This is a genomic window from Pseudomonas sp. BF-RE-22, assembly GCF_019956155.1.
Classification (GTDB): Bacteria; Pseudomonadota; Gammaproteobacteria; order Pseudomonadales; family Pseudomonadaceae; genus Aquipseudomonas; species Aquipseudomonas migulae.
Map to the genome: position 1 here is coordinate 324,190 of NZ_JAHBDD010000011.1, position 25,360 is coordinate 349,549.

22 protein-coding genes are annotated in these 25,360 nt (G+C 59.5%); 12 read left to right on the forward strand and 10 right to left on the reverse strand.

Annotated features, from left to right (window positions below; all coding sequences use genetic code 11):
• Nucleotides 1–52 precede the first annotated feature (52 nt).
• The 3 genes from KGA82_RS08055 to KGA82_RS08065 all read left to right on the forward strand — a co-directional run bounded on the left by KGA82_RS08055 (nt 53) and on the right by KGA82_RS08065 (nt 3,998).
• Nucleotides 53–874, forward strand: coding sequence for an ABC transporter substrate-binding protein (locus KGA82_RS08055; RefSeq protein WP_223450086.1), 822 nt, complete (start codon nt 53–55; stop codon nt 872–874).
• Nucleotides 871–1,707 carry an amino acid ABC transporter permease gene (locus tag KGA82_RS08060; protein WP_008030736.1) on the forward strand — a complete coding sequence of 279 codons (837 nt, stop codon included), beginning with the start codon at nt 871–873 and terminating at the stop codon, nt 1,705–1,707. The genes KGA82_RS08055 and KGA82_RS08060 overlap by 4 nt, the downstream gene beginning before the upstream one ends.
• Nucleotides 1,708–1,940: 233 nt before the next feature.
• Nucleotides 1,941–3,998 (forward strand): autotransporter domain-containing protein, encoded by a 2,058-nt coding sequence (locus tag KGA82_RS08065; RefSeq protein WP_223450087.1) that lies wholly within the window; start codon nt 1,941–1,943, stop codon nt 3,996–3,998.
• A 190-nt stretch (nt 3,999–4,188) separates the two neighbouring features.
• Here KGA82_RS08065 and oadA read toward each other — a convergent pair whose 3' ends face one another.
• Both oadA and KGA82_RS08075 read right to left on the reverse strand, forming a co-directional pair.
• Entirely contained in the window at nt 4,189–5,997 is a 1,809-nt protein-coding gene (gene oadA / locus KGA82_RS08070; RefSeq protein ID WP_008038148.1) for a sodium-extruding oxaloacetate decarboxylase subunit alpha, read from the reverse strand.
• 11 nt (nt 5,998–6,008) lie between these two features.
• Entirely contained in the window at nt 6,009–7,424 is a 1,416-nt protein-coding gene (locus KGA82_RS08075; RefSeq protein ID WP_008030739.1) for an acetyl-CoA carboxylase biotin carboxylase subunit, read from the reverse strand.
• A gap of 190 nt (nt 7,425–7,614) precedes the next feature.
• Between KGA82_RS08075 and KGA82_RS08080 the strand changes: the two genes are divergently transcribed.
• Complete coding sequence (locus tag KGA82_RS08080; RefSeq protein WP_008038154.1) at nt 7,615–8,577, forward strand: LysR family transcriptional regulator; 963 nt, start codon at nt 7,615–7,617, stop codon at nt 8,575–8,577.
• Here KGA82_RS08080 and KGA82_RS08085 read toward each other — a convergent pair.
• Both KGA82_RS08085 and hexR read right to left on the reverse strand, forming a co-directional pair.
• Nucleotides 8,519–8,728 carry a PA3496 family putative envelope integrity protein gene (locus tag KGA82_RS08085; RefSeq protein ID WP_008030742.1) on the reverse strand — a complete coding sequence of 70 codons (210 nt, stop codon included), beginning with the start codon at nt 8,726–8,728 and terminating at the stop codon, nt 8,519–8,521. The two genes, KGA82_RS08080 and KGA82_RS08085, sit on opposite strands and share 59 nt — an antisense overlap.
• A gap of 188 nt (nt 8,729–8,916) precedes the next feature.
• Nucleotides 8,917–9,783 carry a transcriptional regulator HexR gene (gene hexR / locus KGA82_RS08090; RefSeq protein WP_008027445.1) on the reverse strand — a complete coding sequence of 289 codons (867 nt, stop codon included), beginning with the start codon at nt 9,781–9,783 and terminating at the stop codon, nt 8,917–8,919.
• A 352-nt stretch (nt 9,784–10,135) separates the two neighbouring features.
• Here hexR and KGA82_RS08095 point away from each other — a divergent pair, with 352 nt between their 5' ends.
• On the forward strand, nt 10,136–10,450 hold the full coding sequence (locus KGA82_RS08095; RefSeq protein ID WP_223450088.1) for a hypothetical protein: 315 nt from the start codon (nt 10,136–10,138) through the stop codon (nt 10,448–10,450).
• A gap of 59 nt (nt 10,451–10,509) precedes the next feature.
• On the opposite strand, the gene KGA82_RS08100 is transcribed toward KGA82_RS08095, so the two are convergent.
• Entirely contained in the window at nt 10,510–13,377 is a 2,868-nt protein-coding gene (locus tag KGA82_RS08100; RefSeq protein ID WP_223450089.1) for an EAL domain-containing protein, read from the reverse strand.
• A gap of 258 nt (nt 13,378–13,635) precedes the next feature.
• On the opposite strand from KGA82_RS08100, the gene uvrD reads away from it, so the two are divergent.
• The 4 genes from uvrD (at nt 13,636) to KGA82_RS08120 (ending at nt 18,012) form a co-directional block, all read left to right on the forward strand.
• Nucleotides 13,636–15,819 (forward strand): DNA helicase II, encoded by a 2,184-nt coding sequence (gene uvrD, locus KGA82_RS08105; RefSeq protein WP_008027451.1) that lies wholly within the window; start codon nt 13,636–13,638, stop codon nt 15,817–15,819.
• A 156-nt stretch (nt 15,820–15,975) separates the two neighbouring features.
• The gene (locus KGA82_RS08110) at nt 15,976–16,416 is read left to right on the forward strand and encodes an EamA family transporter (protein WP_223450090.1); all 441 of its coding nucleotides are present in this window, start codon (nt 15,976–15,978) and stop codon (nt 16,414–16,416) included.
• A 178-nt stretch (nt 16,417–16,594) separates the two neighbouring features.
• Complete coding sequence (locus tag KGA82_RS08115) at nt 16,595–17,467, forward strand: Tim44 domain-containing protein (protein ID WP_223415546.1); 873 nt, start codon at nt 16,595–16,597, stop codon at nt 17,465–17,467.
• 137 nt (nt 17,468–17,604) lie between these two features.
• Nucleotides 17,605–18,012 (forward strand): SMI1/KNR4 family protein, encoded by a 408-nt coding sequence (locus KGA82_RS08120; protein WP_003187120.1) that lies wholly within the window; start codon nt 17,605–17,607, stop codon nt 18,010–18,012.
• A 21-nt stretch (nt 18,013–18,033) separates the two neighbouring features.
• On the opposite strand, the gene KGA82_RS08125 is transcribed toward KGA82_RS08120, so the two are convergent.
• Nucleotides 18,034–19,797: a cation:proton antiporter gene (locus KGA82_RS08125; RefSeq protein ID WP_008027455.1), complete on the reverse strand. Its 1,764-nt coding sequence runs from the start codon at nt 19,795–19,797 to the stop codon at nt 18,034–18,036.
• 201 nt (nt 19,798–19,998) lie between these two features.
• On the opposite strand from KGA82_RS08125, the gene KGA82_RS08130 reads away from it, so the two are divergent.
• Nucleotides 19,999–20,481, forward strand: a complete 483-nt coding sequence (locus KGA82_RS08130; RefSeq protein WP_008027457.1) for an acyl-CoA thioesterase — start codon at nt 19,999–20,001, stop codon at nt 20,479–20,481.
• Between the two features lie 130 nt (nt 20,482–20,611).
• Here KGA82_RS08130 and pdxY read toward each other — a convergent pair whose 3' ends face one another.
• A complete protein-coding gene (gene pdxY, locus KGA82_RS08135; RefSeq protein WP_192417750.1) occupies nt 20,612–21,484 on the reverse strand; it encodes a pyridoxal kinase PdxY in 873 nt (290 codons plus the stop codon).
• A gap of 120 nt (nt 21,485–21,604) precedes the next feature.
• Between pdxY and KGA82_RS08140 the strand changes: the two genes are divergently transcribed.
• A complete protein-coding gene (locus KGA82_RS08140; RefSeq protein ID WP_008027461.1) occupies nt 21,605–22,018 on the forward strand; it encodes a DUF3301 domain-containing protein in 414 nt (137 codons plus the stop codon).
• Here KGA82_RS08140 and KGA82_RS08145 read toward each other — a convergent pair.
• A complete protein-coding gene (locus KGA82_RS08145; RefSeq protein ID WP_223450091.1) occupies nt 22,015–22,980 on the reverse strand; it encodes a CobW family GTP-binding protein in 966 nt (321 codons plus the stop codon). The two genes, KGA82_RS08140 and KGA82_RS08145, sit on opposite strands and share 4 nt — an antisense overlap.
• Nucleotides 22,981–23,007: 27 nt before the next feature.
• On the opposite strand from KGA82_RS08145, the gene KGA82_RS08150 reads away from it, so the two are divergent.
• On the forward strand, nt 23,008–23,364 hold the full coding sequence (locus tag KGA82_RS08150; protein ID WP_008027465.1) for a hypothetical protein: 357 nt from the start codon (nt 23,008–23,010) through the stop codon (nt 23,362–23,364).
• Between the two features lie 4 nt (nt 23,365–23,368).
• Here the strand turns inward: KGA82_RS08150 and KGA82_RS08155 are convergent, their stop codons facing one another.
• Together KGA82_RS08155 and zigA are read right to left on the reverse strand one after the other, a co-directional pair.
• Nucleotides 23,369–24,019 carry a DUF1826 domain-containing protein gene (locus tag KGA82_RS08155; RefSeq protein ID WP_223450092.1) on the reverse strand — a complete coding sequence of 217 codons (651 nt, stop codon included), beginning with the start codon at nt 24,017–24,019 and terminating at the stop codon, nt 23,369–23,371.
• Nucleotides 24,019–25,227 (reverse strand): zinc metallochaperone GTPase ZigA, encoded by a 1,209-nt coding sequence (gene zigA / locus KGA82_RS08160; RefSeq protein WP_008027470.1) that lies wholly within the window; start codon nt 25,225–25,227, stop codon nt 24,019–24,021. The genes KGA82_RS08155 and zigA overlap by 1 nt, the downstream gene beginning before the upstream one ends.
• Nucleotides 25,228–25,360: the final 133 nt, after the last annotated feature.

Genomic DNA, 25,360 nt, shown 5'->3' on the forward strand with positions numbered 1-25,360 from the left:
TTTAATACGCACCATCCGGTTAATAACAACCATTTTTTTTTAGGGCTCGACTGTGAAACTTCAACCACTACTGGCCCTGGGCCTGACGATTCTGGCTGCCTCCACCCAAGCCTTCGGCGGCGCCACGCTGGACCGCATCGAGCAAAAGAAAGAACTGGTCGGCGTGCTGATGGAAAGCTATCCGCCCTTCTCGTTCCTCAATGACCAGAACCAGCTCGACGGTTTCGACGTTGATGTGGCCAAAGCCGTGGCCAATAAACTCGGGGTCAAATTGCGCCTCGAAACACCTTCCTGGGACGTGATCGCTGCCGGCCGCTGGAGCGGGCGCTACGACATTTGCATCTGCTCCATGACCCCGAGCAAGTCCCGCGCCGAAGTCTTTGATTTCCCGGTCGAGTACTACGCCTCGCCGGCGGTGATCGTGGTCAACGCCAAGGACGACAGCATCCACAGCGCCAAGGACCTGAGCGGAAAGAAAGTCGGCCTCACCAGCGCTTCCAGCTACGAAAGCTACCTGAACAAAAACCTGGTGATCGAAGGCGCCGAAGACACGCAGTTGCAGTACCCGTTTGAAAACGTGCAGATCGCCCCGTACGACACCGACAACGTGGCGTTCCAGGACCTGGGGCTGGGCGCTGGCGTGCGACTGGATGCGGTCCTCACCAACCTGGTCACCGCGCAGCCACGCCTGACCGAAGACAAACGCTTCAAGCTTGCCGGCGAACCGCTGTACTCGGAGCCGAACTCGGTGGCCATCGAAAAAGGCGATGCGCAATGGGACGCCAAGGTGCGTGACGTCTTCGCGCAACTGAAACAGGACGGCACCCTGAGCAAACTCTCGCAAAAATGGATCGGCGCCGACATCAGCAAATGACTTCCTTTCCCAACCCACCGCAGCCGCCACAACCGGTGGCTGAGTCCCGGCTGCAACGGATCTTCGGTTTTCGCACGCGGCTGTACCTGACCTGGGCGGCAATGCTGGGTCTGTTTGCCAGTTTCTTCCTGAGCTTCGACCTGAAGTTCTCGATCATCCTCGACAAGCTGCCCAACCTGATCGGCCTGCACCTGGCGCCGAACGGCTTTCTGCAAGGCGCGGCGCTGACCCTGTTTTTGTGCCTGTGCTCAATCGTCGCGTCGTCGCTGCTGGGCTTCATCACCGCCCTCGCACGGCTGTCGAAAAGCGCCGTGGCCTTCGGGATTGCGAGTTTCTACGCCTCGTTCTTTCGCGGCACTCCGCTGCTGATCCAGATCCTGCTGATCTACCTCGGCCTGCCGCAACTCGGCATCGTGCCGGGCGCCGTCGTCGCCGGCATCATTGCTCTGTCGCTGAACTACGGCGCCTATCTCAGCGAAATCTTCCGCGCCGGCATCCTCGGCGTCCCCCACGGCCAGCGCGAAGCCTCGCTGGCACTGGGCATGCGCGAAACCGTGATCTTCTGGCGTGTCACCCTGCCGCAAGCCATGCGCACCATCATCCCGCCGACCACCAATCAATTCATCTCGATGCTCAAAGACTCGTCACTGATCTCGGTGATGGGTGTTTGGGAGGTGATGTTTCTGGCGCAGTCATATGGGCGCTCGAGCTATCGCTACATCGAGATGCTGACGACGGCGGCGGTGATTTACTGGGTGATGTCGATTGGGTTGGAGCTGATTCAGGCGCGGATGGAGCGGCATTATGGGAAGGCGTATTTGAGTCGTAGTTAGGTAAAAAATCACCGTCTTCGGGTATGGGCACTTCTGACGTTTCTAACATTCGTTGAGAATTCCTGTAAGAAAAAGCGCCTTGGCAAAACCGATAAATACGGCCATCCCCATTTGGCTGTTCTTTTTCCACGCAACCATCCGACGCCGCCTGCATCGCTGCCGGACGCAGCTGACATCGGCACATATAGCCTCCCTTTTAGAGTTTGGCCTCCTGTCAAAAGAGGCCGAATTCGATGCCCGTTCAACACAAATACCGACCCAAACACCTCGCATTTTCGATAGCACTTGCCGTGGGCTGCGCTGAATTCGCGGCGGCCCAACAAACCAGTACCGATCAAACTTCCGCACCTTTCGAAACGTCCGAAGACTTGATTATGGAACTCGATGCGTTCATCGGAGCTGCCGATACCCAACCCCACTTGATCAACAAAATCGCGGAGTGGCGAAATCTGCAGTTGGATGAGCGTAACGATCTGGTCAGCGTCCTTTCCGGAGGGGGCATGACCAAGCGACTGGACGGCGGTGGTGGCATCAACGTCATCAGACTCGATCACACCAAAGGGGGCACATTGGGCGAAACCCGGGATTTCGCTGGCCTGGATATCAAACAGGGTACGTGGACCCTGAATGGCGGCAAGGACTCCGGAGACTTCCAGATCGGTGCCTTAGTGCGCCCTCAGGCGATGCTCACCAATAACGGACATATCCAAGGGCGCGCAGTCGCTCAAGGCACGTTGGTGAACAACGGCAGCATCGGCGGAAACGTCGAGGTGTATGAGTCGGGAACCTTCAGTGGCAAGGGCCGTGTAGGAGGGCTGGACGTAAGCGGCGGGCTCGTCGTCAATCGACAACTCGGCGCACCTGTCGTAGCGGGCGACATGAAACTGTCCAGGACCGCAGTTCTGACCTATGAAGTAAATGCCGATGGCCGAGGCGAGACGATCAAAGTCGATGGCACGGCGAGCCTTGGCGATGCAACCCTGAAAATTGCCGCAACTGGTGATTTCCCGCAAACCAGCCAGTACACCCTCATTGAGGCGACCAACGTCGTGGGGCGTTTCGGCGACATCGAAAACAACCTTGTTTTCATGACACCTGAACTGAATTACGACGACCCGAGAATTGTCAGCCTGACCTACGCACGTAACGATGTATCTTTCGAGAGCATCGCGGATACGGAAAGTGGCAAGCAGTTCGGTGCCAGCATTGAAGAGCCAACGGCCACCCAGACCGAACAAAAAACCTCCAGCACGACCAATGCCGCCGTCACCGCCCTGCTCGGATCCGATCGAGCTACCGCTGCCCACGCCCTCGAAATTCTGGCCGGCGACAGCAACGCCAACCTCGCCAAGGCGACCTTGAACAGTGACGGCCCGATAAGCGCCACCCTGCTCTCGGCCATGCGCCAGCTCGATAGCAACAGTGTTTCCAATAATCAGAATGGTGCGCCTCGACTGGCAGCCGGCAGCGATGCCAATGGCCGAGTCTGGCTCCAGGCGCTGGGACACAGTGGGAAACTGGATCGCGACTATGACCCGCTGCAGCATTCCACCCACGGATTGGTGATAGGTGCCGACTGGCAAATTGATGAGCAATGGCGTCTAGGTCTGATGGGCGGTCAATCCCGCACCCGCCAGAAGAGCCGCGAGTTGGACGGCAATCTGGACAGCTGGCACTTGGGGGCTTACGCACTTCGCCAGAACGGGCCAATGTCCCTGCGCTTGGGCGCGACTTACAACAACCATGATGGCAGCAGCACGCGCCGGGTCGAATTTTACGGTTTCAAGGATCGACCCAAGGGCCGTTACGAGGCCAATACCCAACAAGCCTTCGCAGAGGTGGGTTTCAACCTTGGCCGCGTCAGCGTCATCATCGAACCGTTTGCCAGTCTTGGGTACCAGCGCTATCAACGCGACAGTTTCACTGAGAAAGGAGGCGATGCTTCGCTGAAAGTCCACGATCAATCCGAGGAAAACTTCAGCAGCACATTCGGCCTGCGTCTGGCGAAGCTCAATACGCTGGATAACGGAATGCAACTAACGCCGCGTTTCAGCGCAGGCTGGAAACACACGTATGGCAAGGTCTACACAGAAACCAGGCAACGCCTTGTCACCGGCGGCAACGACTACAGCGTCTACAGTGCGCCACAGGATCGGGACAAATTTATGGTCGATGCGGGTGTGGACCTCAGGCTTTCAGCACGTAACACGATTGGAGTGGGGCTCTCGGGTGAAATGGGCAGCGATAGCCGCACTCATGGCGTAATGGGTCAGTGGCGGATGGCGTTCTGATCAACCACTGACACATCACCATACCTGCTCGCGCTAGCGGAGAATCTGCCAATGAAGAGGCTGAGTGTCACACCGTAATCGCGAGCAGGCTCGCTCCCACATGGGTCATGTGGTGCCTTGAATAACAGGCGAAAAAAAAGGGGAGCACATGCCCCCCCGAGGTTTAAAGCGTTGTATCGAGGCTGTTAACTCAGCCTTCGATCTCGATCAGGATTTCGCCCGGGTTGACCCGGTCGCCCTTGGCCACGTGGATGGCGGTGACTTTGCCGGCGATGGCCGCCTGCACTTCGGTTTCCATCTTCATCGCTTCGGTGATCAGCACGGCCTGGCCGGCTTTCACAACGTCGCCTTCCTTGACCAGCACGTCGACGATGTTGCCCGGCATGGTGGTGCTGACGTGGCCCGGTGCCGTGGCTTGTTTGCGCTTGCTGCTGCCGCCGCTGACGAATTCGTTGAGTGGTTCGAACACCACTTCTTCCGGCATGCCGTCGATGGACAGGTAGAAGTGACGCTTGCCTTCAGCCTTGACGCCGACACCGGTGATGTCGACGCGGTAGGTTTCGCCGTGGACGTCGATGACGAACTCGGTCGGCACGCCTTCGCCGCCGGCAGAGGCTACGCCGCCCGCTTCCGGAATCGGCAACAGCACTTCTGGAGTGAGGGTGCCGGCAGCGCGTTCTTCGAGGAACTTGCGACCGATGTCAGGGAACATTGCGTAGGTCAGCACGTCTTCTTCAGACTTGGCCACGGCGCCGATCTCGGCACGCAGCTTGGTCATTTCCGGCTTGAGCAGGTCAGCCGGACGAACGTCGATCACTTCTTCGCTGCCGATGGCCTGGCGGCGCAGTTTTTCGTTTACGGTGCCTGGCGCCTTGCCGTAGCCGCCTTGCAGGTAGAGCTTCACTTCGTTGGTGATGGTTTTGTAGCGCTCGCCGGCCAGCACGTTGAAGAACGCCTGGGTGCCAACGATCTGCGAGGTCGGGGTTACCAGCGGCGGGAAACCGAGGTCTTCACGAACGCGCGGGATTTCGGCCAGCACTTCACTCATGCGGTTCAGCGCGCCCTGCTCTTTGAGCTGGTTGGCCAGGTTGGAGATCATGCCGCCCGGCACCTGGTTGACTTGCACGCGGGTGTCGACGGCGGTGAATTCGCTTTCGAACTGGTGGTACTTCTTGCGCACGGCGTAGAAGTACAGGCCGATCTCTTGCAGCAGTTCCAGGTTCAGGCCGGTGTCGAATTCGCTGCCTTTAAGGGCGGCGACCATCGACTCGGTGCCAGGGTGGCTGGTGCCCCAGGCGAAGCTGGAGATCGCGGTGTCGATGTGGTCGGCACCGTTTTCGATGGCCTTCATCTGGCACATCGCAGCCAGGCCAGCGGTGTCGTGCGAGTGAATGAACACTGGCAGCGACTGCTCGGCTTTCAGTGCCTTGACCAGTTCACCTGTGGCATATGGGGTCAGCAGGCCGGCCATGTCCTTGATTGCCACCGAATCGCAACCCATGGCTTCCATTTGCTTGGCCTGGTTCACGAATGCTTCGATGGTGTGCACCGGGCTGGTGGTGTAAGCGATGGTGCCTTGGGCGTGTTTGCCCGCCGCTTTCACCGCTTCGATGGCCACGCGCAGGTTACGCACGTCGTTCATGGCGTCGAAGATGCGGAACACGTCGATGCCGTTGACCGCCGCCTTGGCGACGAAGGCTTTGACCACGTCGTCGCTGTAATGGCGGTAGCCCAGCAGGTTCTGGCCACGCAGGAGCATTTGCAAACGGGTGTTAGGCAACGCCGCGCGCAATTGGCGCAGACGCTCCCACGGGTCTTCTTTGAGGAAGCGTACGCAGGCGTCGAACGTCGCGCCGCCCCAGCATTCCAGCGACCAGTAGCCGACTTTGTCGAGCTTGTCGCAGATCGGCAGCATGTCTTCGGTGCGCATGCGGGTGGCGAGCAGCGATTGGTGGGCGTCGCGCAGGATTGTGTCGGTAACGTGGATTTGTTTGCTCATTGTTCTATTCCTCACAGGCCTGCGTGGGCGGCGATGGCGGCGGCGATGGCCAGGGCCAGCTCTTCGGGTTTGCGCTTGATCGAGTAGTTGGTCAGTTCAGGGTGGCTTTCAACGAAGCTGGTATTGAACTGGCCGCTACGGAATTCCGGGTTACGCAGGATTTCCTGGTAGTACGCGGCGGTGGTCTTGACCCCTTGCAGACGCATGTCGTCGAGGGCACGCAAGCCACGGTCCATCGCCTCTTCCCAGGTCAGCGCCCACACCACCAGTTTCAGACACATGGAGTCGTAGAACGGCGGAATGGTGTAGCCGGTGTAGATCGCCGTATCGGTACGCACGCCAGGACCGCCGGGTGCGTAGTAACGGGTGATCTTGCCGAAGCTCGGCAGGAAGTTGTTTTTCGGGTCTTCGGCGTTGATCCGGAATTGCAGCGCGAAACCGCGGTGCTGGATGTCTTCCTGTTTCACCGAAAGCGGCAGGCCGGACGCGATGCGGATCTGCTCACGCACGATGTCGATGCCGGTGATTTCTTCGGTGATGGTGTGTTCCACCTGCACCCGGGTGTTCATCTCCATGAAGTACACCTCGCCCTCGGCGAGCAGGAACTCCACGGTGCCGGCGTTCTCGTAACCCACTGCCTTGGCTGCGCGCACCGACAGGTCGCCGATGTAGGCGCGCTGTTCCGGGGTCAGTTGCGGGCTCGGAGCGATTTCGATGAGCTTCTGGTTGCGGCGCTGGATCGAGCAGTCACGCTCGAACAGGTGCACCACATTGCCAAAGCTGTCGCCGAGGATCTGCGCTTCGATGTGTTTCGGGTTGACGATGCATTTTTCCAGGAACACTTCCGCCGAACCAAAGGCCTTGGTGGCTTCGGAAATGACCCGAGGGAATGCTTGTTCAAGTTCTTCTCGGCTGTCGCAGCGACGGATACCACGGCCACCACCACCAGAAGTCGCCTTGAGCATCACCGGATATCCGATGCGGTCGCCTTCGACCAAGGCTTCGGCGATGTCCGCGACGTTGCCCTCGGTACCCGGGGTGACGGGCACGCCAGCCTTGATCATGCTGCGACGGGCTTCAGTCTTGTCGCCCATGCGGCGAATCACTTCAGCCGATGGACCGATGAACTTGATGCCGCGTTCTGCGCAGATATCTGCCAGCTCAGCGTTTTCCGAGAGGAAACCGTAGCCGGGATGCAACGCATCACAACCGGTTTCTACCGCCAGATTCACCAGCTTGCGCGCATTCAGGTAACCGGCCAGTGGCTCGGCACCGATGCTGTGGGCTTCATCCGCACGCTTCACATGCAAGGCATGGCGGTCGGCGTCGGAATAGATCGCAACCGAGCGAATGCCCATCTCGGCGCAGGCTCGCACGATTCGTACGGCAATCTCACCACGGTTGGCGATCAGGATCTTTGTTATCACTTGGAGTTTCCCTTGAGCCGGTGGTACCCACGACCTGCTAGACCAGGTCGACGCGTGACCAAATGTTTCAATTCAGTCGCAGGCCCACACTAGCCCCCGCAAGGGATTAACAAAAATGATTAATTATTGGGTCAGGCATAAGTAAAGACTTATAGTTGATGCATCAGCCTGCGGCGGGAGCTTTCAGATAATGCGTAAGTCATTGATGCGTATGACATTGCGTCAATTGCAGATCTTCAATGAGGTCTGTGATTTACGGTCTTACAGCCGTGCGGCGGACGAAATGTCGCTCACACAACCTGCCGTGAGCCTGCAGATTCGTCAACTTGAGGAGCTGATTGGTCAGCCTTTGTTCGATTACGTCGGCAAAAAGCTCTACATGACCGAAGCGGCTGAAGCGCTTCAGCGGGCCAGCCGGGATATTTTCGGGCGCCTGGAAAACCTCGACATGCAGCTGTCGGACATGCAGGGATCACTGCAGGGGCAACTGAAACTGGCGGTGGAATCCAGCGCCAAGTATTTCGTGCCGCATCTGTTTGCCGCGTTCAAGCGTCAGCATCCGGAAGTGAACCTGCAACTGACCGTGGTCAACCGTGGGCAAGTGATCCGCCGTCTCTCCGACAACCGCGACGACCTGGTGATCATGTCCATGGTGCCGCAGGACATGGGGCTGGAGTTCCTGCCGTTCCTCAACAATCCGATCGTGGCCGTGGCGCCGCCGGATCATCCGCTGTGCCATATGGGACCGTTGCGCTTGCAGGACCTCGAACCCTACACGCTGCTACTGCGCGAACCCGGCTCGGGTACGCGACTGGCGTGCGAAGAGTATTTCAAAGAGAAGCGCGTGCATTTCAACCAGACCCAAGAGGTCGCATCGGCCGAAGCCCAGCGTGAATGTGTGCTGGCGGGTCTGGGCGTCGCGCTGTTGACGCGCCACGCCCTGAACCTGGAGTTGGCGACCGGCGGACTGATCGAGTTACCGGTCGAAGAACTGCCACTGTTTCGCAGCTGGTGCCTGGTGCAGGCCAAGGCCAAACGGCTGTCGCCGGTGGCCCACGCATTCCTTGCGTTTATCCGCAGCGAACGGGTGCAGATCAGCGCCCTGGTTGAGCGTTTCGACGGGAAGTTGCGGGAGCTGCCTGCCAGTAGTTGAGTTCCAGCTCGGGAAAATCACCGATCTCGGCCAGCAACTGGCGGCGTTCGCAGCGATCTTCGATAGCGCGGCGGAATTCCATGCGGCGCTGGTCTTCTTGCTGACGACGGGTTTTGACGGCGCTGTTGCGTTCTTCGTAGGGCTGGGCCATTTCGAGTCTCCCAAGGCGATTACGGGAGTTACAGGATGGGCGCGAGGGATGACGGTTTGGCGGCTTGTGCGTTACAGGCAGATGAAAGTTGTCATGTTTGAGGACGCCTTCGCGGGCAAGCCTCGCTCCTACAGACAGCGCATACCCGTAGGAGCGAGGCTTGCCCGCGAAGACGCCCTCAAGACGAATCAGTCGTCGAGGGCTTTCACCGACTTGGGCGACAACCGCAAGCTGCGCAGGCTGCGCTTGACGCTCTTGAGGTGGTTGACCAGGCTCGGCCCGCGCGCCATGGCTACGCCCATCGCCAACACGTCGATCACCACCAAATGAGCGATGCGCGAGGTCAGCGGTGTATAGATTTCGGTGTCTTCGTGCACGTCGATGGCCAGGTTGACGGTCGACAGCTCGGCCAACGGTGTCTGGCTCGGACACAAGGTGATCAGCGAGGCACCGCTTTCACGCACCAGATTCGCGGTAATCAACAGATCCTTGGAACGCCCGGACTGGGAAATGCAGATCGCCACGTCAGTCGGCTTCAAGGTGACCGCCGACATCGCCTGCATGTGCGGGTCGGAATACGCGGCTGCCGTCAGCAGCAAACGGAAGAATTTGTGCTGGGCATCCGCCGCCACCGCACCTGACGCGCCAAAGCCATAAAACTCGACACGCTGGGCCTGGGACATCAGCGATACCGCGCGCTGCAACTCCACCGGGTCGAGCTTCTCGCGAACCTCCATCAGGGTGTGCAGTGTGGTGTCGAAAATTTTCAGGCTGTAATCGGCGACCGAATCGTCTTCATGGATCGCGAACTGGCCGAAGCTCGCACCGGCCGCCAGGCTTTGCGCCAGCTTCAGTTTCAGATCCTGAAACCCGGAACAACCGATGGCGCGGCAGAACCGCACGATGGTCGGCTCGCTGATGCCCACGCTGTGGGCCAGGTCGGCCATGGAGCTGTGCATCACCGCCGCCGGGTCAAGCAGCACGTGGTCGGCGACCTTGAGCTCCGACTTGCGTAACAGGTGGCGTGACTGGGCGATGTGTTGCAGCAGATTCAAGGGGCTGGACTCTTTGTTATTGGCAGGCGCCGGGGATGTAGCAAGCTTGTAGTTATACTACATGAATTGGCTTTTTGCCTGCTCAATGCGCAACCGAATCCCTCGTTTTCAGGCGTGCGCGCTTCATGTAGCACTCATTATCAGAGCCGCAGCGCAACCGAAGCACACCCTTAGGCTAACAACCCTCCCTGATCGACTCACTCAAAGCAGCAGGGTCTTAGTTGCTACAAGTGCAAAAAACAAAACACTCAAACTTACAAATGCAAATAACAACCCTCTTCCAAAAACAACTTCACCTAGTTACCTTGATCGTGCAGGAAGCAATCAAACTTAATTAAAGGAGTTACACACTATGAGCATTAAAACCAAAGACTGGACCGCACAAATTGACCGTATGCCTGGCGCAGCTTCTTTCCGCGCTTTCGGCACCGTAACCGTTGCACACACAGGCATTACCCCCAAGCTGGTAATGACCGATCTTCAGGATAAATCCTTTGATCTGCGACTGGAGTTGATTCTTGAAAACTCCAACGAAATTTCGCTGCAAGTTGAAACAGACAAAGTTGTCGAATATAAAGAACTGGGCAACTCCAATGTTTCCGGCGTGAGCATTTTCTATAAAGGTGAAAAAATTCACCACATCGATAAAGTTCTGATTACAAACTAAGTCTATAAACACCTTCCCGTCATTTTAGTGGCGGGAAGGTGTGATTGTGCGACACACCTTCAGTAGGCGGATTGCGCTCGCAGAAGGTCCGCCAGCCCACTCGCCTCTATCGGGCGACTGATCAAATACCCCTGCACTTCATCACAGCGCTCAGCCTGCAAAAACTCAAGCTGCTCCGACCGCTCCACGCCTTCAGCCACCACCTTCAACGACAACCCGTGGGCCATCGCAATGATCGCCCGGGTGATCGCCGCATCCACGCTCCCCTCCCCCAGGCCGCGAATGAATGCCTGATCGATCTTCACGTAATCCACCGGGATGCGCTTGAGGTAGCTCAGGGACGAATAGCCGGTGCCGAAATCGTCGATGGCCAGCTTCACCCCAAGATCACGTAGCTGCTGGAACGTCGCGATGATGTGCTCAACGCTGTCCAGCAACTGGCTTTCGGTAAGCTCCAGTTCGAGGTAGTGCGGTGCCAGGCCGGTTTCTTCCAATACCTGACGCACCAGACTGACCAGCTTGCCCTGGCGCAACTGATGCACCGACAAATTGACCGACACCCGGATCGGCTCCAGCCCCTGACGCTGCCATTCGCAGGCTTGCCAGCACGCCTGACGCAACACGAATTCGCCGATCGGGCCGATAAGCCCGGTTTCCTCAGCCAGGCCGATGAAGTCCGACGGCGGCACGCGGCCCATGGTCGGGTGATCCCAGCGCACCAATGCCTCGGCGGCATTCAACCGGCCGGTGGCGAGGCAAAGCTTGGGTTGGTAAAACACTTTCAGTTGATTTTCTTCGATGGCTTTACGCAGCTGGTTTTCCAGCTGCAAGCGCTCAAGCGTGCTGGCTTGCAGACTGTCGGTGTAGAACTGGAAATTGTTGCCGCCCAAGTGTTTGGCATGTTGCATGGCCATGTTCGACTGACTCACCAGCGCGGAGATTTCCCGTGCGTTGTCCGGCAACATGCTGATGCCCATGGACGCGCTGACCACCAGCTCATGCCCCTCGACGGTCACCGGCAAACGCAGCTTGGCCGACAGGCGAGTCGCCACCCGCGCCAGGCTCGAAAGGTTGCCGTAAGCGTCGAACAGCACGGCGAACTCATCGCCGGACAATCGGGCGATGGTGTCTGCTTCCGGCAGTGCGTTGACCAGCCGCCGGGCCATTTTCTGCAACAGCTGATCGGCGATTTCATGGCCAAGGCTGTCGTTGAGCAACTTGAAGCGATCAAGATTGATGTGCAACAACGCCAGACTGCGCCCGCCCTGGCGCACGCGCTGATGGGCTTCACGCAACCTTTCGCGGAACAACGAACGGTTGGCCAGGCCAGTCAGTTCATCGTAGTGAGTCAGGTAGCGCATGCGCTCTTCGGATTCGCGCCGCGCCGAGAGATCGGCGAAGAAGCCGACGATATGGCTGACATTTCCCCGCGTATCGCGCACGGCGTTCAATTGCAGCCATTGCGGATACAGCTCGCCGTTCTTGCGCGTTTCCACCAGCTCGCCCTGCCAACTGCCGTGTTGCTCCAGCGCCTGATGAATCGCCCCGTAGTGGCGACGGGCATCGCGACTGCACGGCAGCTCCACGACATTGCGCCCGAGCATGTCGTCGATGTCGTAGCCCGTTAAGCGGCTGAACGCCTGGTTTACAGCGATAAGTGCGTAATTCGGATCGAAAATCATGATGCCTTCGCTGGCGGCCTCGAACACCGTCGCCGCCAGTTGCTGCTGGGCTTCCAGCATCTTGCTGGCACTGATGTCGCGGCGGGTGCCGACCATGCGGATCACCCGACCGCCGTCACTGCGCTCCACCGCTCGACCGCGGTCCTCGATCCAGACCCAATGGCCATCGCCATGGCGCACGCGGTATTCGATCTGATAGTCCTCGCTGCGGCCCTTCAGGTGCTCGACCAGTGCGCGCCTCAGCGATGGCAAGTCCTCGGGATGCAGGCGCGGCTTGAGGTGACGCAGCATGGCCGTCACGAATTCCGGCTCCAGGCCGAACAACTCTTGAATATGGGTGTGATGGACTTCGTCGGTTTGCAGGTTCCAGTCCCACAGCCCCAGTTCACTGGCCTTCAACGCCAGCGCCAGGCGCGCCTCGCTTTTGCTCAGGGCCTGGTTGGCAGCATCCAGCTCCAGGCTGCGCTGGGCGACGCGGCTTTCCAGTCCAATCTGAATTTCTCGCAACTCGTCTTCGGCACGACGGCGCTGATCGATTTCTTTGGCAAGATCATGGTTCAGCTGGTCGCTGCGGCTCTGGGCCTGCTGCAAGTGCTCGATCAATGCCTGATTCTGGAAGCGGCGCAACAACCCGCGATCAATCAGCCGATTGACCTGCCAGGCGACCACGCTCAACGCTCCCAGCAAAATCAGGCCGAACCAGCCCCAGCCCTGCTCCTGCTCGTCACCGCCCCAGAACAGGTAGGCGATGGCCGGTAACAGGCACGGCAAGGTGAAGGACAGGAAGGCTGGCAGGCTGACGGCATAAGCGACGCTGGCCGAGAGGGCTGCCGCGCCGATCAGGCCGAACACCCAGGCTTGCTGGATGAAATTGTCGGCGGGCACCAGGGCAATGCCGGCGCCGGCCAGGGTCAGGCCGGTCATGGCCGAACCGAGCAAAAACATGCGACGCCAGACCGGATGGGCCTGGCGGTTGGGAATGGCCGAATCGAAAGCGGCGACCTGAATCACCCGCAACGCTACCAGCGACAACAGCCACACCAGCCAGACGCTGACCAGGAAGTAGCGCTGCGGACTCCAGAGCAATCCCGCACACACCAGGCCATTGATCAGCATGAACAGCGTCGGCAGCAGCGAGCCTTGATAAAGCAGGCGCGTGCGCTCGACCGCCATTTCCATGGCGTACTGTTTGCGGATAACCCGGGGCTCCACAGTGGGGCCCGACAGGTCGGAGCTGAGGGTCATAGGCAATGTTCTTGTTCTTATAATGATGAGCATGAGCCCGAAACGTGGACGGAGCATACACAAGCCAATGCCCTTACCAAACTGCTCCAGATCATAATTTCTGCAAAAGCCCGGAACCCTTTTACCCCCTGAAAACGCTGGAAGCGAGCCCCGCCAACGCCTGCAGCCAGTGACCGACCGGTCGTCCTTCGCGTATCTTTCATCGGCTAAAGCAAAGCGGGGTTTGCCCGGTGTGGCGCCGCCCCCTAGAATGCCCCGATGCGCGATGATCTCTCCCTTCTGCTGAACTCCCTCAACGATGCCCAACGCCAGGCCGTAGCTGCCTCCGTGGGTCGTCAGTTGGTCCTGGCCGGTGCTGGTTCCGGTAAAACCCGAGTGCTGGTGCACCGTATCGCCTGGTTGATCCAGGTCGAAAACGCCTCGCCCCACTCAATCCTGTCGGTGACCTTCACCAACAAGGCCGCTGCCGAGATGCGTCATCGCATCGAGCAGTTGATGGGTATAAACCCGGCCGGCATGTGGGTCGGCACTTTCCACGGCCTGGCGCACCGCTTGCTGCGGGCGCACTGGCAGGAAGCCGGCCTGAGCCAGACCTTCCAGATTCTCGACAGCGACGACCAGCAACGTCTGGTCAAACGCGTTATTCGCGAACTGGGTCTGGACGAGCAACGCTGGCCGGCCCGTCAGGCCCAATGGTTCATCAACGGGCAGAAAGACGAAGGTCTGCGTCCGCAACACATTCAAGCCAGCGGCGACCTGTTCCTGGCCACCATGCGCAGCATTTATGAGGCCTACGAGGCCGCGTGCCTGCGCGCTGGCGTGATCGATTTCTCCGAATTACTGCTGCGAGCCCTCGACTTGTGGCGCGATCACCCGGGTTTGCTGGCGCACTATCAGAAGCGCTTCCGGCACATCCTGGTGGACGAGTTCCAGGACACCAACGCCGTGCAGTACGCCTGGCTGCGACTGCTGGCCAAGGGCGGCGACAGCCTGATGGTGGTGGGCGACGACGACCAGTCGATCTACGGCTGGCGCGGCGCGAAAATCGAGAACATCTATCAGTACTCCGACGATTTCCCGGACGCAGAAACCATTCGTCTGGAGCAGAACTACCGCTCCACCGCCGGTATCCTCAAGGCGGCCAACGCCCTGATCGCCAACAACACCGGGCGCATGGGCAAAGAGCTGTGGACCGACGGCGGCGAAGGCGAAGCGATCAATCTGTACGCGGCGTTCAACGAACACGATGAAGCACGCTACGTGGTGGAAACCATCGAAAGCGCGCTGAAAACCGGCTTGGCTCGCAGCGATATTGCGATTTTGTACCGCTCCAACGCCCAATCCCGCGTTTTGGAAGAAGCCTTGCTGCGCGAGCGCATCCCGTACCGCATCTATGGCGGTCAGCGCTTCTTCGAGCGGGCTGAAATCAAGAACGCCATGGCTTACCTGCGTTTGCTGGAAGGTCGTGGCAACGATGCAGCGCTGGAGCGGGTGATCAACGTTCCGGCGCGCGGCATCGGCGAGAAAACCGTTGAAGCGATTCGCGACCATGCGCGCCACAGTGATGTGTCGATGTGGGAAGCCATGCGCCTGCTGGTTGCCAATAAAGGCCTGACCGGTCGCGCAGCAGGTGCGCTTGGCGCGTTTATCGAGCTGATCGAGAACCTCGCCGCCAAGTGCATGGAAATGCCGCTGCACCTGATGACCCAGACCGTCATCGAGCAGTCCGGACTGATTGCCTATCACGAAGCGGAAAAAGGCGAAAAAGGCCAGGCCCGGGTAGAAAACCTTGAGGAACTGGTCAGCGCCGCACGCAACTTCGAGAACGCAGAAGAAGACGAGGACCTGACCCCACTGGCGGCGTTCCTCGGTCATGCGTCACTGGAGGCGGGTGACACTCAGGCCGATGAGCACGAAGACAGCATTCAGCTGATGACGTTGCACAGCGCCAAAGGCCTGGAATTCCCTTACGTGTTCCTGGTGGGCATGGAAGAAGGCCTGTTCCCGCACAAGATGAGCCTGGAAGAGCCGGGGCGCCTTGAGGAAGAGCGCCGTTTGGCCTACGTCGGCATTACCCGGGCGATGCAGAACCTGGTGATGACCTATGCTGAAACCCGACGTCTGTATGGCAGCGAAACCTACAACAAGGTCTCGCGTTTCGTACGTGAAGTGCCGAAAGGCCTGATTCAGGAAGTGCGCCTGTCCAACAGTGTCAGTCGCCCGTTTGGCGGCGGCCAGCAGCAGAGTTCCAGCAGCCTGTTTGGCGGCAGCGAGATTCCCGACACCGGGTTCAGCCTCGGTCAGACCGTACGGCATTCGGTGTTTGGCGATGGCGTGATCCTGAACTTCGAAGGTGCCGGCGCGCAGGCCCGGGTGCAGGTGAACTTCAGCGAAGGCAGCAAGTGGCTGATGTTGGGCTACGCCAAACTGGAAGCGATCTAAGGGTTGTCGGCTTTTCTGTAGGAGCGAGCCTGCTCGCGATTGAGGGCGCCGCGGTTTATCCGGAAAACCGTGGTGCGGCTATCGCGAGCAGGCTCGCTCCCACAGGGGTTTGTGGTTAATCCACCTCGGCAGGTTGATCTTATAAAGGCGCGAACCATGGGCTCAGGTTTCTTTTCTTCCTGGACATTCTGGGCCCTGATGTCGGCAGCCTTTGCCGCCATGACCGCGATCTTTGCCAAAATCGGCATCGAAAACGTCAACTCCGACTTCGCCACGTTGCTGCGCACCGTGGTGGTGTTGGTCAGCCTGGCCTTGATTTTGTACGCCACGGGCCAATATCAGTCATTAGGATCGATCTCGGCCAGGAGCTACCTGTTCCTGCTGCTGTCGGGACTGGCCACCGGCGCCTCGTGGATCTGCTACTTCCGCGCATTGAAACTGGGGCCGGCCTCGCTGGTCGCTCCGGTGGACAAACTCAGTGTGGTGCTGGTGGCGGTGCTCGGCGTGATCTTGCTGGGTGAAAAACTCGACCTGCGCCAATGGGGCGGAATCGGCCTGATCACGGCCGGTGTGGTCACGCTTGCGCTACGACGCTAGGCCCCTTCCTACAGAACCTATCCACTCGTCCTACGGACCAAAGTTAACAGGCCTTATTGCCCTGACTGAAGCTGAACACGACCTGTCAGGCAAAAGCCCGAAACACTCTGCCGCTAGCCAGTAACACTTCAGCTGTGCAACATGGCGCGCGTGCCATCCACAAATGGGAATTCCCTTTATGAAACGTTTTCTTAGCATCGCCATGGCGTTGTGCATCGGCCTGACGATGAGCCTCGACGCCAACGCCAAGCGCTTTGGTGGCGGCAAGAGCTCCGGCGCTGCGCCGACTCACCAGACCAGCCAAATGGCTCCTTCTTCTGCTGCAGGTGGCGCTGCTGCCACTGCGGGCGCGGCCGGTGCCGCTGGCGCTGCCACCAAGGCCGGCGGTGCTTCGCGCTGGCTCGGCCCTCTGGCCGGTATCGCTGCCGGTGGCCTGCTGGCTTCCATGTTCATGGGCGGCGGCTTCGAGGGCATGCAGTTCTTCGACATCCTGATCATGGCCGTCATTGCCTTCCTGGTCTTCCGTTTCATCGCCGCTCGTCGTCGCAAGCAACAGGAGCACCTGGCTCCGGCTGGCGCCCCGATGCAGCGTGAAGTGTTCGAGCAGAAGCCAAGCGCCATGGGTTCGATCTTCGGTGGTTCGGCCGCTCCGGCTGCCGCCCGTCCGGTCATCAACGCGCCAGCCTGGTTCAATGAAAAGAACTTCATTGAAGCGGCCCGCAACCACTTCCAGTCCCTGCAGCAACACTGGGACGCCAACGAAATGGACAAGATCGCCGAGTTCGTGACCCCGCAGCTGCTTGAGTTCCTCAAGCGCGAACGTGCCGATCTGGGTGAGGGCTTCCAGTCCACCTACATTGATAACCTCAATGTTCAACTGGATGGCGTCGATGATCGCGCCGACAAGACCATCGCCACCCTGACCTTCAGCGGCGTGTCGAAAACCTCGCGTTTCGACCAGGGCGAAGTGTTCAGCGAAAGCTGGAACATGGAACGTCCACAGGGTGAAAACCAGCCTTGGCTGGTTGCCGGTATCCGCCAGAACGGCTGAACCGACCTGCGTTAAATGTGTCGCAACAAAAACCCCGGCCTCGGCCGGGGTTTTCTATTTCACGGTTGCATCTATAGCGAGCTACTGTATAAACCGCCCCAACTAAACCGCGCCATACAAGCAAGAGGATCCCGGACGTGGAAGAAATCATCGAACAACTGCGTGAAGCCAACGAACCGGTACCGGTCCCCTTGGAGCTGCCCGACGAAGATCTGCTGGTCGAAATCGAAGAACAACTGTTCATCGACATTCCATTTGTTTTCAGAGAATTTTTGCTGACCGTCAGCGACGTGGTCTACGGCAGCCTGGAGCCGGTGACCGTCACCGACCCGCAATCCCACACCTACCTGCCGGACGTTGCCGCCAACGCCTGGGACGCCGGTGTCGATCGCAGCCTGATCCCGATCTGCCAGGACGGTGACGACTACTACTGCGTCGAAGAAGACGGCACTGTAGTGCTGTGGCAAGCCGAAGAAGAGCTGATCGCCGAAGAAACCTGGGAATCGGTGTGGCACTGGGCACGAGACGTCTGGCTGGAAAGCTGAGCCGTCTGACGCGCCGCGTGGTCAATGCCCCGAAGATTCCTTGTGATTGTCCAGGGTTTCCAGCAAGGCCACCTGCATCCGCGTGTGCACGCGGATGAACCAGCGCCAGAGCAGCGCCGCCACGGCGGCCGCGACCACGACAATCAACACCAGCAACTTGTTGGTCGGCAGAATACTGGCCGACAAGGCTGCCAACAGCAGGAAGATCACCAACAGCGAAAGGATCGGGATCACCTCGGCGATCACCCGACGCACTCGCTGCGTGTGACGGCCGGCCATCTCCGGTTTCACGCCCATCTCCGCCAACAACATCGACAGCGCCTTGAGCTTGCGATAGGCGGCGATGAGGAACGGCAGCGACAACAGCAATGCCCCTCCCCAGATCAACGCCTTCTGCCAGCTTGGGTCGCTGATCCAGTCCTGCAAATAGGGCGACATCCGCTCGGCAAAAAAAGCGCCCGAGAAGAAAATCGCAATCACCAGCGCCAGATTGACCCCCACCTGCAACAGAATCCTCCGGATCATCGACGCCAGTAGCGCGCCCTCGCCCTGAGGCTGGATGCTGCGCAGCCATTCGCCATACATCCCCAATACGCGGCCCAACCGCTGCGGCATCACGCCAGCCAGTTTGATCGACAGCGGATCAGCCGCGCGGATCAGATACGGCGTCAGCAGCGTAGTGATCACCGACACCGCCACGGCGACCGGGTAGAGGAAGTTGCTGGTGACCTGCAGGGTCATCCCCAGTGCCGCGATGATGAAAGAAAATTCGCCAATCTGCGAAAGCCCCATCCCCACGCGCAGTGAGGTGCGTCCGTCATTGCCGGCGATAAAGGCACCGAGGCCACAGGACAACATCTTGCCGAGCACCACAGCGACGGTGATGACTGCGATTGGCCAGGCGTATTGCAGCAGGATCATCGGGTCGAGCATCAGCCCGATGGCGACGAAAAAGATTGCACTGAACAGGTCGCGAACCGGCTCGATCAGGCGCTCGATCTTCAGCAACTGTCGCGACTCGGCCATGATCGCGCCAATCAGGAACGCGCCGAGCACCATGCTGTATTCCAGCTTGACCACCAACAGGCAGAAGCCGAAACACAGGCCCAGCACGGTGATCAGCAGCATCTCGTTGCTTTCGAATTTGGCCACGTAGGCCAGCAGGCGCGGCACCAGCAGAATCCCGATTACCAGCGCGACGATCATGAACAGCGAGAGCTTGCCGACCGTGGAAAACACTTCGCCGGAACTGACCGTGCCACTGACCGCGATGCTCGACAGCAAGGCAATGATGCCGATGCCGAGAATGTCCTCGACGATCAGTACGCCGAAAATCAGCTGCGCGAAACGCTCGTTTTTCATCTTCAGGTCATTGAGTGCCTTGACGATGATGGTGGTCGAAGAGATGGCCAGGATCGCGCCGAGGAACAGCGAGTCCATGGTGTTCCAGTCGAACCAGCGGCCGATTTCGTAGCCGATCCAGATCATCAGCACGATTTCCAGGAACGCCGCGATAAACGCCGTGGCGCCGACCTTGAACAGTTTGCGCAGGCTGAACTCCAGGCCGAGGCAGAACATCAGGAAAATCACCCCGAGTTCGGCGAGGGTCTTGATGGTTTCTTCGTCGTGGATCAGGCCGAAGGGTGGCGTGTGCGGGCCGATGATGAACCCGGCGACGATGTAGCCGAGGACGACCGGTTGTTTGAGGCGGTGAAACAGTACGGTCACCACGCCTGCGACCAGCATGATCACTGCCAGATCCTGAATAAAACTGATGGCATGCATGGCGTGGGGCTCCTTAAGGTCGACTTTCGGAGGTTAACACCGCGACTTCCGTCAGAAAGGCGGTGCAATATATGGAAACAGATCGATCCGGCGTGACGGCGATCACCCGCCCGGCGTCCCGATAACTGTGGTTTGAAAAAACCGAACAGGCACCCGCAGAGGTGCACTCCTCCGAAACCTGCCTTGAACCGTGAGAACGTTATGGAACCCGGAAACGCCCAGCTGTCGATGACGGTACTGATGACTCCCGACATGGCCAACTTCTCTGGCAATGTCCACGGCGGCACCTTGCTCAAGTACCTGGACGAAGTGGCCTACGCCTGCGCCAGCCGCTATGCCGGCCGCTACGTGGTGACCCTGTCGGTGGATCAAGTGATTTTTCGCGAGCCGATCCATGTCGGCGAACTGGTGACCTTCCTGGCGTCGGTCAACTACACCGGCAACACCTCCATGGAGGTCGGCATCAAGGTGGTGACCGAAAACATCCGCGAGCGCTCGGTGCGCCACACCAACAGCTGCTTCTTCACCATGGTCGCGGTGGATGACGACCGCAAACCCGCCGCCGTACCGCCGCTGCAACCGCAGAACAGCGAAGACAAACGCCGCTACATGCAGGCCCAGCAGCGTCGGCAGATTCGTCAGGAGCTGGAAAAGCGGTATCAGGAGATCAAGGGCGACGCCTGATACGTTTGACCGTTAAATCGCATTCGCGGGCAAGCCTCGCTCCTACAAGTCAAAGTCATTCACACGTTTTGTGTACGGCTTGAACTTGTAGGAGCGAGCGGTGCGGCGATCCGACTTGCCCGCTAAGCTTTTAAAGGCTGATCGCGGTGGCCTCAAACCGCACTCGCGGATGCGCAATACGGTCCTGCGCCCGCACCAGCTCCAACTCGTAACTGGCGCACGCCTGGGTCTCCAGCAGCACTTCATGCACCGCCGACGCAGCAAATTCGAACGCCGCCACCAGGCTGTCTCCCAGCAGTACACGCGCCAGAAACAGGCCGGATGTCAGGTCGCCAACGCCCACCGGCTGACGCGGAAACGCCAGCATTGGACGTCGCAGGTGCCAGCTGCCTTCGTTCGTCACCAGCAACATCTCGAACACATCCTCCGGTTTACCGGGATAGGCCAGATGCTTGACCAGCACCGCCTGCGGACCGCGTGCCAGCAACGCTTTCGCCATGGCCAGGCAATCGAACAGCGACTGCGGCTTGCGGCCCGAGAAGCTGTCCAGTTCCAGTTGGTTCGGGCACATGAAGTCCGCCATGGCTGCCGCTTCTTCCAGCAGAAAATCGCTGACTTCGGCCGGCACGCTGCAACCCTTCTCTGGATGGCCCATCACCGGGTCGCACAGATACAGTGCCTTGGGATTCATCGACTTGATCCGCGCCACGCCCGTCAGGATAGCCCGGCCCTGGGCTGCACTGCCGAGGTAACCGGACAACACCGCATCGCAATTGCCCAACTCGCCAATCGCTGCAATGCCTTCGACCAATTCGGGAATCTGCTGCGGTGCCAGCACGTCGCCCGCCCACTGCCCGTATTGGGTGTGATTGGAGAACTGCACGGTATTGAGCGGCCAGACATTCACCCCGACCCGCTGCATCGGGAAAACCGCGGCGCTGTTGCCAGCGTGGCCGAACACCACGTGGGACTGAATGGCGAGCAGATGGGGCGTACGTTTCATGCGGTGAGTTTTCCGTAAACCGATTGAAATTCAAGCCGCGCAGTATGCGACTAAACGCAGCCTGTACGACAGACCGGCGACGCAGTTAAGCTGACACTATCTAGTTGGAGCACCCTGTTGATGCTGACCCTCGGAAATATCTTCGTGCTGATGCTGCTCGCCACAGGCGGCGCGTGGCTGTGGCACAACCATGGCTTGCGTGAGCGCGCGCTGGAGCGGGTCAAGCTGCACTGCGTCAAGCTCGGGATCGAGTTGCTGGACGGCAACGTGGCGCTGAAAAAAATCGCCTTCATCAAGGATGCCAACGGGCGGCGACGCTTGGCCCGCGTGTATAACTTCGAGTTCACGGTGACTGGCGAAACCCGCCACAACGGCACCATCACCCAGTTCGGCGCCCACAGCGCGCAGATCGAACTGGCGCCCTACCCGATGCCGTTCGACGACACGCCTCCGGTGGTCGACGTGGCGAAGCCTCGCGCTGAAGTGATTGAGCTTAGTCAGTGGCGGCAAGAACACACAAAATGGCGTCCTTAATTCAGCCGACAGTCGGCCAGCGCGCTCTGCAATGAATCAATCTCCTGCGGCTCGCTGAAGATCAGCTCGATCCGCGAATCCCGGCGCCACTCGCTGGGCTGCCACGCCAATGGCGAGTTATCCAGGGCATTCGCTGAAACCCAGCCGTCGCTGCTGTGGATAACCAGCTTCGCCCGCCGCCAGGCAAGGCTTTCAAGCCATCGGCCTACGCGCGCGGAATCGAATGTCTGGCTCGGATGCCAGCGCCAGCCAATGCTCCAGCCACCCTCCTGCTCCTGACTCAAGCAAATCGGCACCTCGGGATCGGTCCAGACGGTCGGCATCTGCGCCATTCCTTTGGGTTGGATGAAGTTATCCACACCCGCCACAGCCTTCGCCTCCAGGCCGGGCAACTCGCTCAATGGCAACCGCGCCTGTTGCGTCCAGTACACGCGCCGCGCCGGCAACTGCGCAACCATTCGTTGACGATCGCCTGTGTCGAGGTTTTCCGACTTGTTCAGCAGCAACAGCCCGGCGCTGCCCAACGCCTCCTGCTGCGTCACAGGCAGCTGTTTGCCGGCGGCGAGCGCTTGGGCATCCAGCACCAGCACGCTGGGCTGGACGGCCAGCACACCCAACCACGGCGCCTCATGCAGTTGCCTGAGCAACTGCGCCGGATGGCCCAGCCCGGATGGCTCGATAAACAACCGATCCGGCCGCGCCTTGCGCAGCAAACGTCCGAGGCCAATCTGAAACGGCGCACCATTGACGCAACACAAACAGCCCCCGGCCACTTCGCCCAGTGCGATACCATCGGCGTCCCGGGTCAGCAACGCGGCGTCTAGGCCGATCTGGCCGAACTCGTTGATCAGCACCGCCCAGCGCTCGTTCGCCGGCCGCTGCGCCAACAGATGCTTGATCAAACTGGTCTTGCCTGCACCCAAGGGGCCGGCAATGACGTGCGTGGGAATGTTCTGCAACATGGTCGGTGTTTTCTGAGGAGGTAAAGGATGCGGTTGATTGGCTGGACGTTGCTTCTGGCGCTGGTTTGCGGCGAGGCGCTGGCCCAGGCTTGCGTAGTACATAGCACGGCTGAGCGCCTCGACGTGAAAGTCTGCCAGCAGAACCGCAACATCCCGGAAAAGCTCTTCGCCGACGGGTTCTGCCAGCCCAACCTTGCTGGCCAGAAAGTCGACGTGCAATACGTCGACCAATGCCCCGGCGGTGCATTCGGTGTGTGCAGCAACGCCCAAGTCGCCAATATGCCTTACCGACAGGATATTCACTATTACGGCGTGGCCACCGACGCGGCGTATCTGAAGCCGTTTTGCGAAGGCCAGAGCCAGGGCAACTGGCTCAAGCCTTGATCCGCTAACCCAACCAGTCGAGGGTCAGGATCAAACGGCGCTCGCCCGGCGCGGGTTGCGGCGAGCGGTGGATCAGGCCAAAGCCTTCGTTGCCGTGCCATTTCTCGCCCTTGAGTAAAGCCACGCAACCACTGCCGATGTGCTGGATCAGCGAATCATCCGTGGGTTCGGCTTCGGGTTTGCTCAATTGGCGGCGATCCATTGCCCCTTCCTTCAGCCATTCGCTGCCGATTCCGGCGTACGTGGTGATCAAGCGCACGGGCACATGATCGACGTGAAAACGCGGGCACATGGCTTTGTCCAGAACCCGTAGACGCACGCCGATACGCTTGGCGCCCAACAGACAGGCGAATGCGCTGACCAACCAGGAAACGTCGGCGATGAAGCCTTCGTAGCCTTCAAGATCGTTGAAGCCCGAGGCCAGTCCCTGCAGATTGGGCTCGGTGTCGTCAGCGGGCATTTCCAAAACCAGCGACTCGGCCAATGGCTCGTTCAGGGACAGCAACAAACGGCCGAAATCGGCGATGTGCACCGGGAGTCGGCGCTGCCAAATGGCGAGGTTCACGCCGTCGTCCAGAATTCGCGCGAGGGCTTGCGGCGTCTCACCCTGAACCTGGCAAATGACCGGTCGTAACTTCAAGGTCGGCGCCGGCATCACGCGGCTTCCTCTTCATGCCAGGGGCCGAACGGATCGGGTAGCAACCGCCAGCCCTCGACGCCGGACGCCATTTCTTCATCACTCAGCAGGCAGTCGTCGAGTTCCGCTGTGAGTAAGTTGAAGTCGATGTTCTGGCCAATGAACACCAGTTCCTGCCGGCAATCGCCAGTGGCGGCGGTCCAGTTTTCCATGATCCCGGCGGTGCTTTCTTCGTCCTGCGGCCATTGGGTTTTCGGCACGAAACGCCACCAGCGTCCGGCAAAACCATGGCGCATCAAACCGCCCGCCTGAGACCAACTGCCCGCGTCCATGGGTTTGCTCGCCAGCCAGAAAAAACCTTTCGAGCGCAGCAATTTGCCATTCACCCACGGACGGTCGATGAAGCTGAAAAAGCGCTGTGGATGAAAGGGCCTGCGTGCTCGATATGCCGTGGAAGCGATGCCGTATTCCTCGGTTTCCGGCACGTGCTCGCCGCGAAGCTCCTGCAACCAGCCTGGCGCCTGTGCCGCTTTTTCAAAGTCGAAACGACCGGTGTTGAGGATCTTTTTCAGCGGGATTTCGCCCATGACCATCGGGATGATTTCGGCTTGCGAGTTCAAACGCTCGAGGATCGCGATCAGCTCCTGACGCTCGCGGCTGCTGATCAAATCGATCTTGCTGATCAGGATCACGTCGGCGAATTCGATCTGCTCGATCAATAGGTCGGTGATCGAGCGCTCGTCCTCTTCGCCCAGGGTTTCGCCACGCGAGGCGAGGCTTTCGGCGGCCTGATAATCGAGCAGAAAGTTCATGCCATCGACCACAGTGACCATGGTGTCGAGACGTGCGATGTCGGCCAGGCTTTGCCCTTCTTCGTCGCGGAACGTGAAGGTTTCCGCCACGGGAAGGGGTTCCGAAATGCCGGTGGATTCGATCAGCAAGTAATCGAAGCGGCCGTCCCTGGCGAGTTGGCTGACTTCTTCGAGCAGGTCTTCGCGCAAGGTGCAGCAGATGCAGCCGTTGCTCATTTCCACGAGTTTTTCTTCGGCGCGGTTCAGGGTGACATCACGCTGAACTTCGCTGCCATCGATGTTGATTTCGCTCATGTCGTTGACGATCACGGCGACTCGCAGGTTGTCGCGGTTACGCAGCACGTAGTTGAGCAGCGTGCTTTTGCCGGCGCCGAGAAAGCCCGACAAAACGGTCACGGGGAGACGATTGGGCATCAGGTAATCCTCACAGAAGATGCCCGGTCGCAGTGTCGGGCTTAATTCAATGTTATAGTATAACAATGCAATTAGACCACTCCCCTCTTGCCGGCAGTGACAAAGGGCAGGATGCTGAAGCCCGTTCGCCCCG

What these genes read in the sequence shown, in the direction of transcription:
- KGA82_RS08060 (WP_008030736.1), top strand. Translation starts at nt 871, where the DNA reads ATGACTTCCTTTCCCAACCCACCGCAGCCGCCACAACCGGTGGCTGAG.
- KGA82_RS08065 (WP_223450087.1), top strand. Translation starts at nt 1,941, where the DNA reads ATGCCCGTTCAACACAAATACCGACCCAAACACCTCGCATTTTCGATA.
- oadA (WP_008038148.1), bottom strand. Translation starts at nt 5,997, where the DNA reads ATGAGCAAACAAATCCACGTTACCGACACAATCCTGCGCGACGCCCAC.
- KGA82_RS08080 (WP_008038154.1), top strand. Translation starts at nt 7,615, where the DNA reads ATGCGTAAGTCATTGATGCGTATGACATTGCGTCAATTGCAGATCTTC.
- KGA82_RS08085 (WP_008030742.1), bottom strand. Translation starts at nt 8,728, where the DNA reads ATGGCCCAGCCCTACGAAGAACGCAACAGCGCCGTCAAAACCCGTCGT.
- KGA82_RS08095 (WP_223450088.1), top strand. Translation starts at nt 10,136, where the DNA reads ATGAGCATTAAAACCAAAGACTGGACCGCACAAATTGACCGTATGCCT.
- KGA82_RS08100 (WP_223450089.1), bottom strand. Translation starts at nt 13,377, where the DNA reads ATGACCCTCAGCTCCGACCTGTCGGGCCCCACTGTGGAGCCCCGGGTT.
- uvrD (WP_008027451.1), top strand. Translation starts at nt 13,636, where the DNA reads ATGCGCGATGATCTCTCCCTTCTGCTGAACTCCCTCAACGATGCCCAA.
- KGA82_RS08110 (WP_223450090.1), top strand. Translation starts at nt 15,976, where the DNA reads ATGGGCTCAGGTTTCTTTTCTTCCTGGACATTCTGGGCCCTGATGTCG.
- KGA82_RS08115 (WP_223415546.1), top strand. Translation starts at nt 16,595, where the DNA reads ATGAAACGTTTTCTTAGCATCGCCATGGCGTTGTGCATCGGCCTGACG.
- KGA82_RS08125 (WP_008027455.1), bottom strand. Translation starts at nt 19,797, where the DNA reads ATGCATGCCATCAGTTTTATTCAGGATCTGGCAGTGATCATGCTGGTC.
- KGA82_RS08130 (WP_008027457.1), top strand. Translation starts at nt 19,999, where the DNA reads ATGGAACCCGGAAACGCCCAGCTGTCGATGACGGTACTGATGACTCCC.
- pdxY (WP_192417750.1), bottom strand. Translation starts at nt 21,484, where the DNA reads ATGAAACGTACGCCCCATCTGCTCGCCATTCAGTCCCACGTGGTGTTC.
- KGA82_RS08140 (WP_008027461.1), top strand. Translation starts at nt 21,605, where the DNA reads ATGCTGACCCTCGGAAATATCTTCGTGCTGATGCTGCTCGCCACAGGC.
- KGA82_RS08145 (WP_223450091.1), bottom strand. Translation starts at nt 22,980, where the DNA reads ATGTTGCAGAACATTCCCACGCACGTCATTGCCGGCCCCTTGGGTGCA.
- KGA82_RS08150 (WP_008027465.1), top strand. Translation starts at nt 23,008, where the DNA reads ATGCGGTTGATTGGCTGGACGTTGCTTCTGGCGCTGGTTTGCGGCGAG.
- KGA82_RS08155 (WP_223450092.1), bottom strand. Translation starts at nt 24,019, where the DNA reads ATGCCGGCGCCGACCTTGAAGTTACGACCGGTCATTTGCCAGGTTCAG.
- zigA (WP_008027470.1), bottom strand. Translation starts at nt 25,227, where the DNA reads ATGCCCAATCGTCTCCCCGTGACCGTTTTGTCGGGCTTTCTCGGCGCC.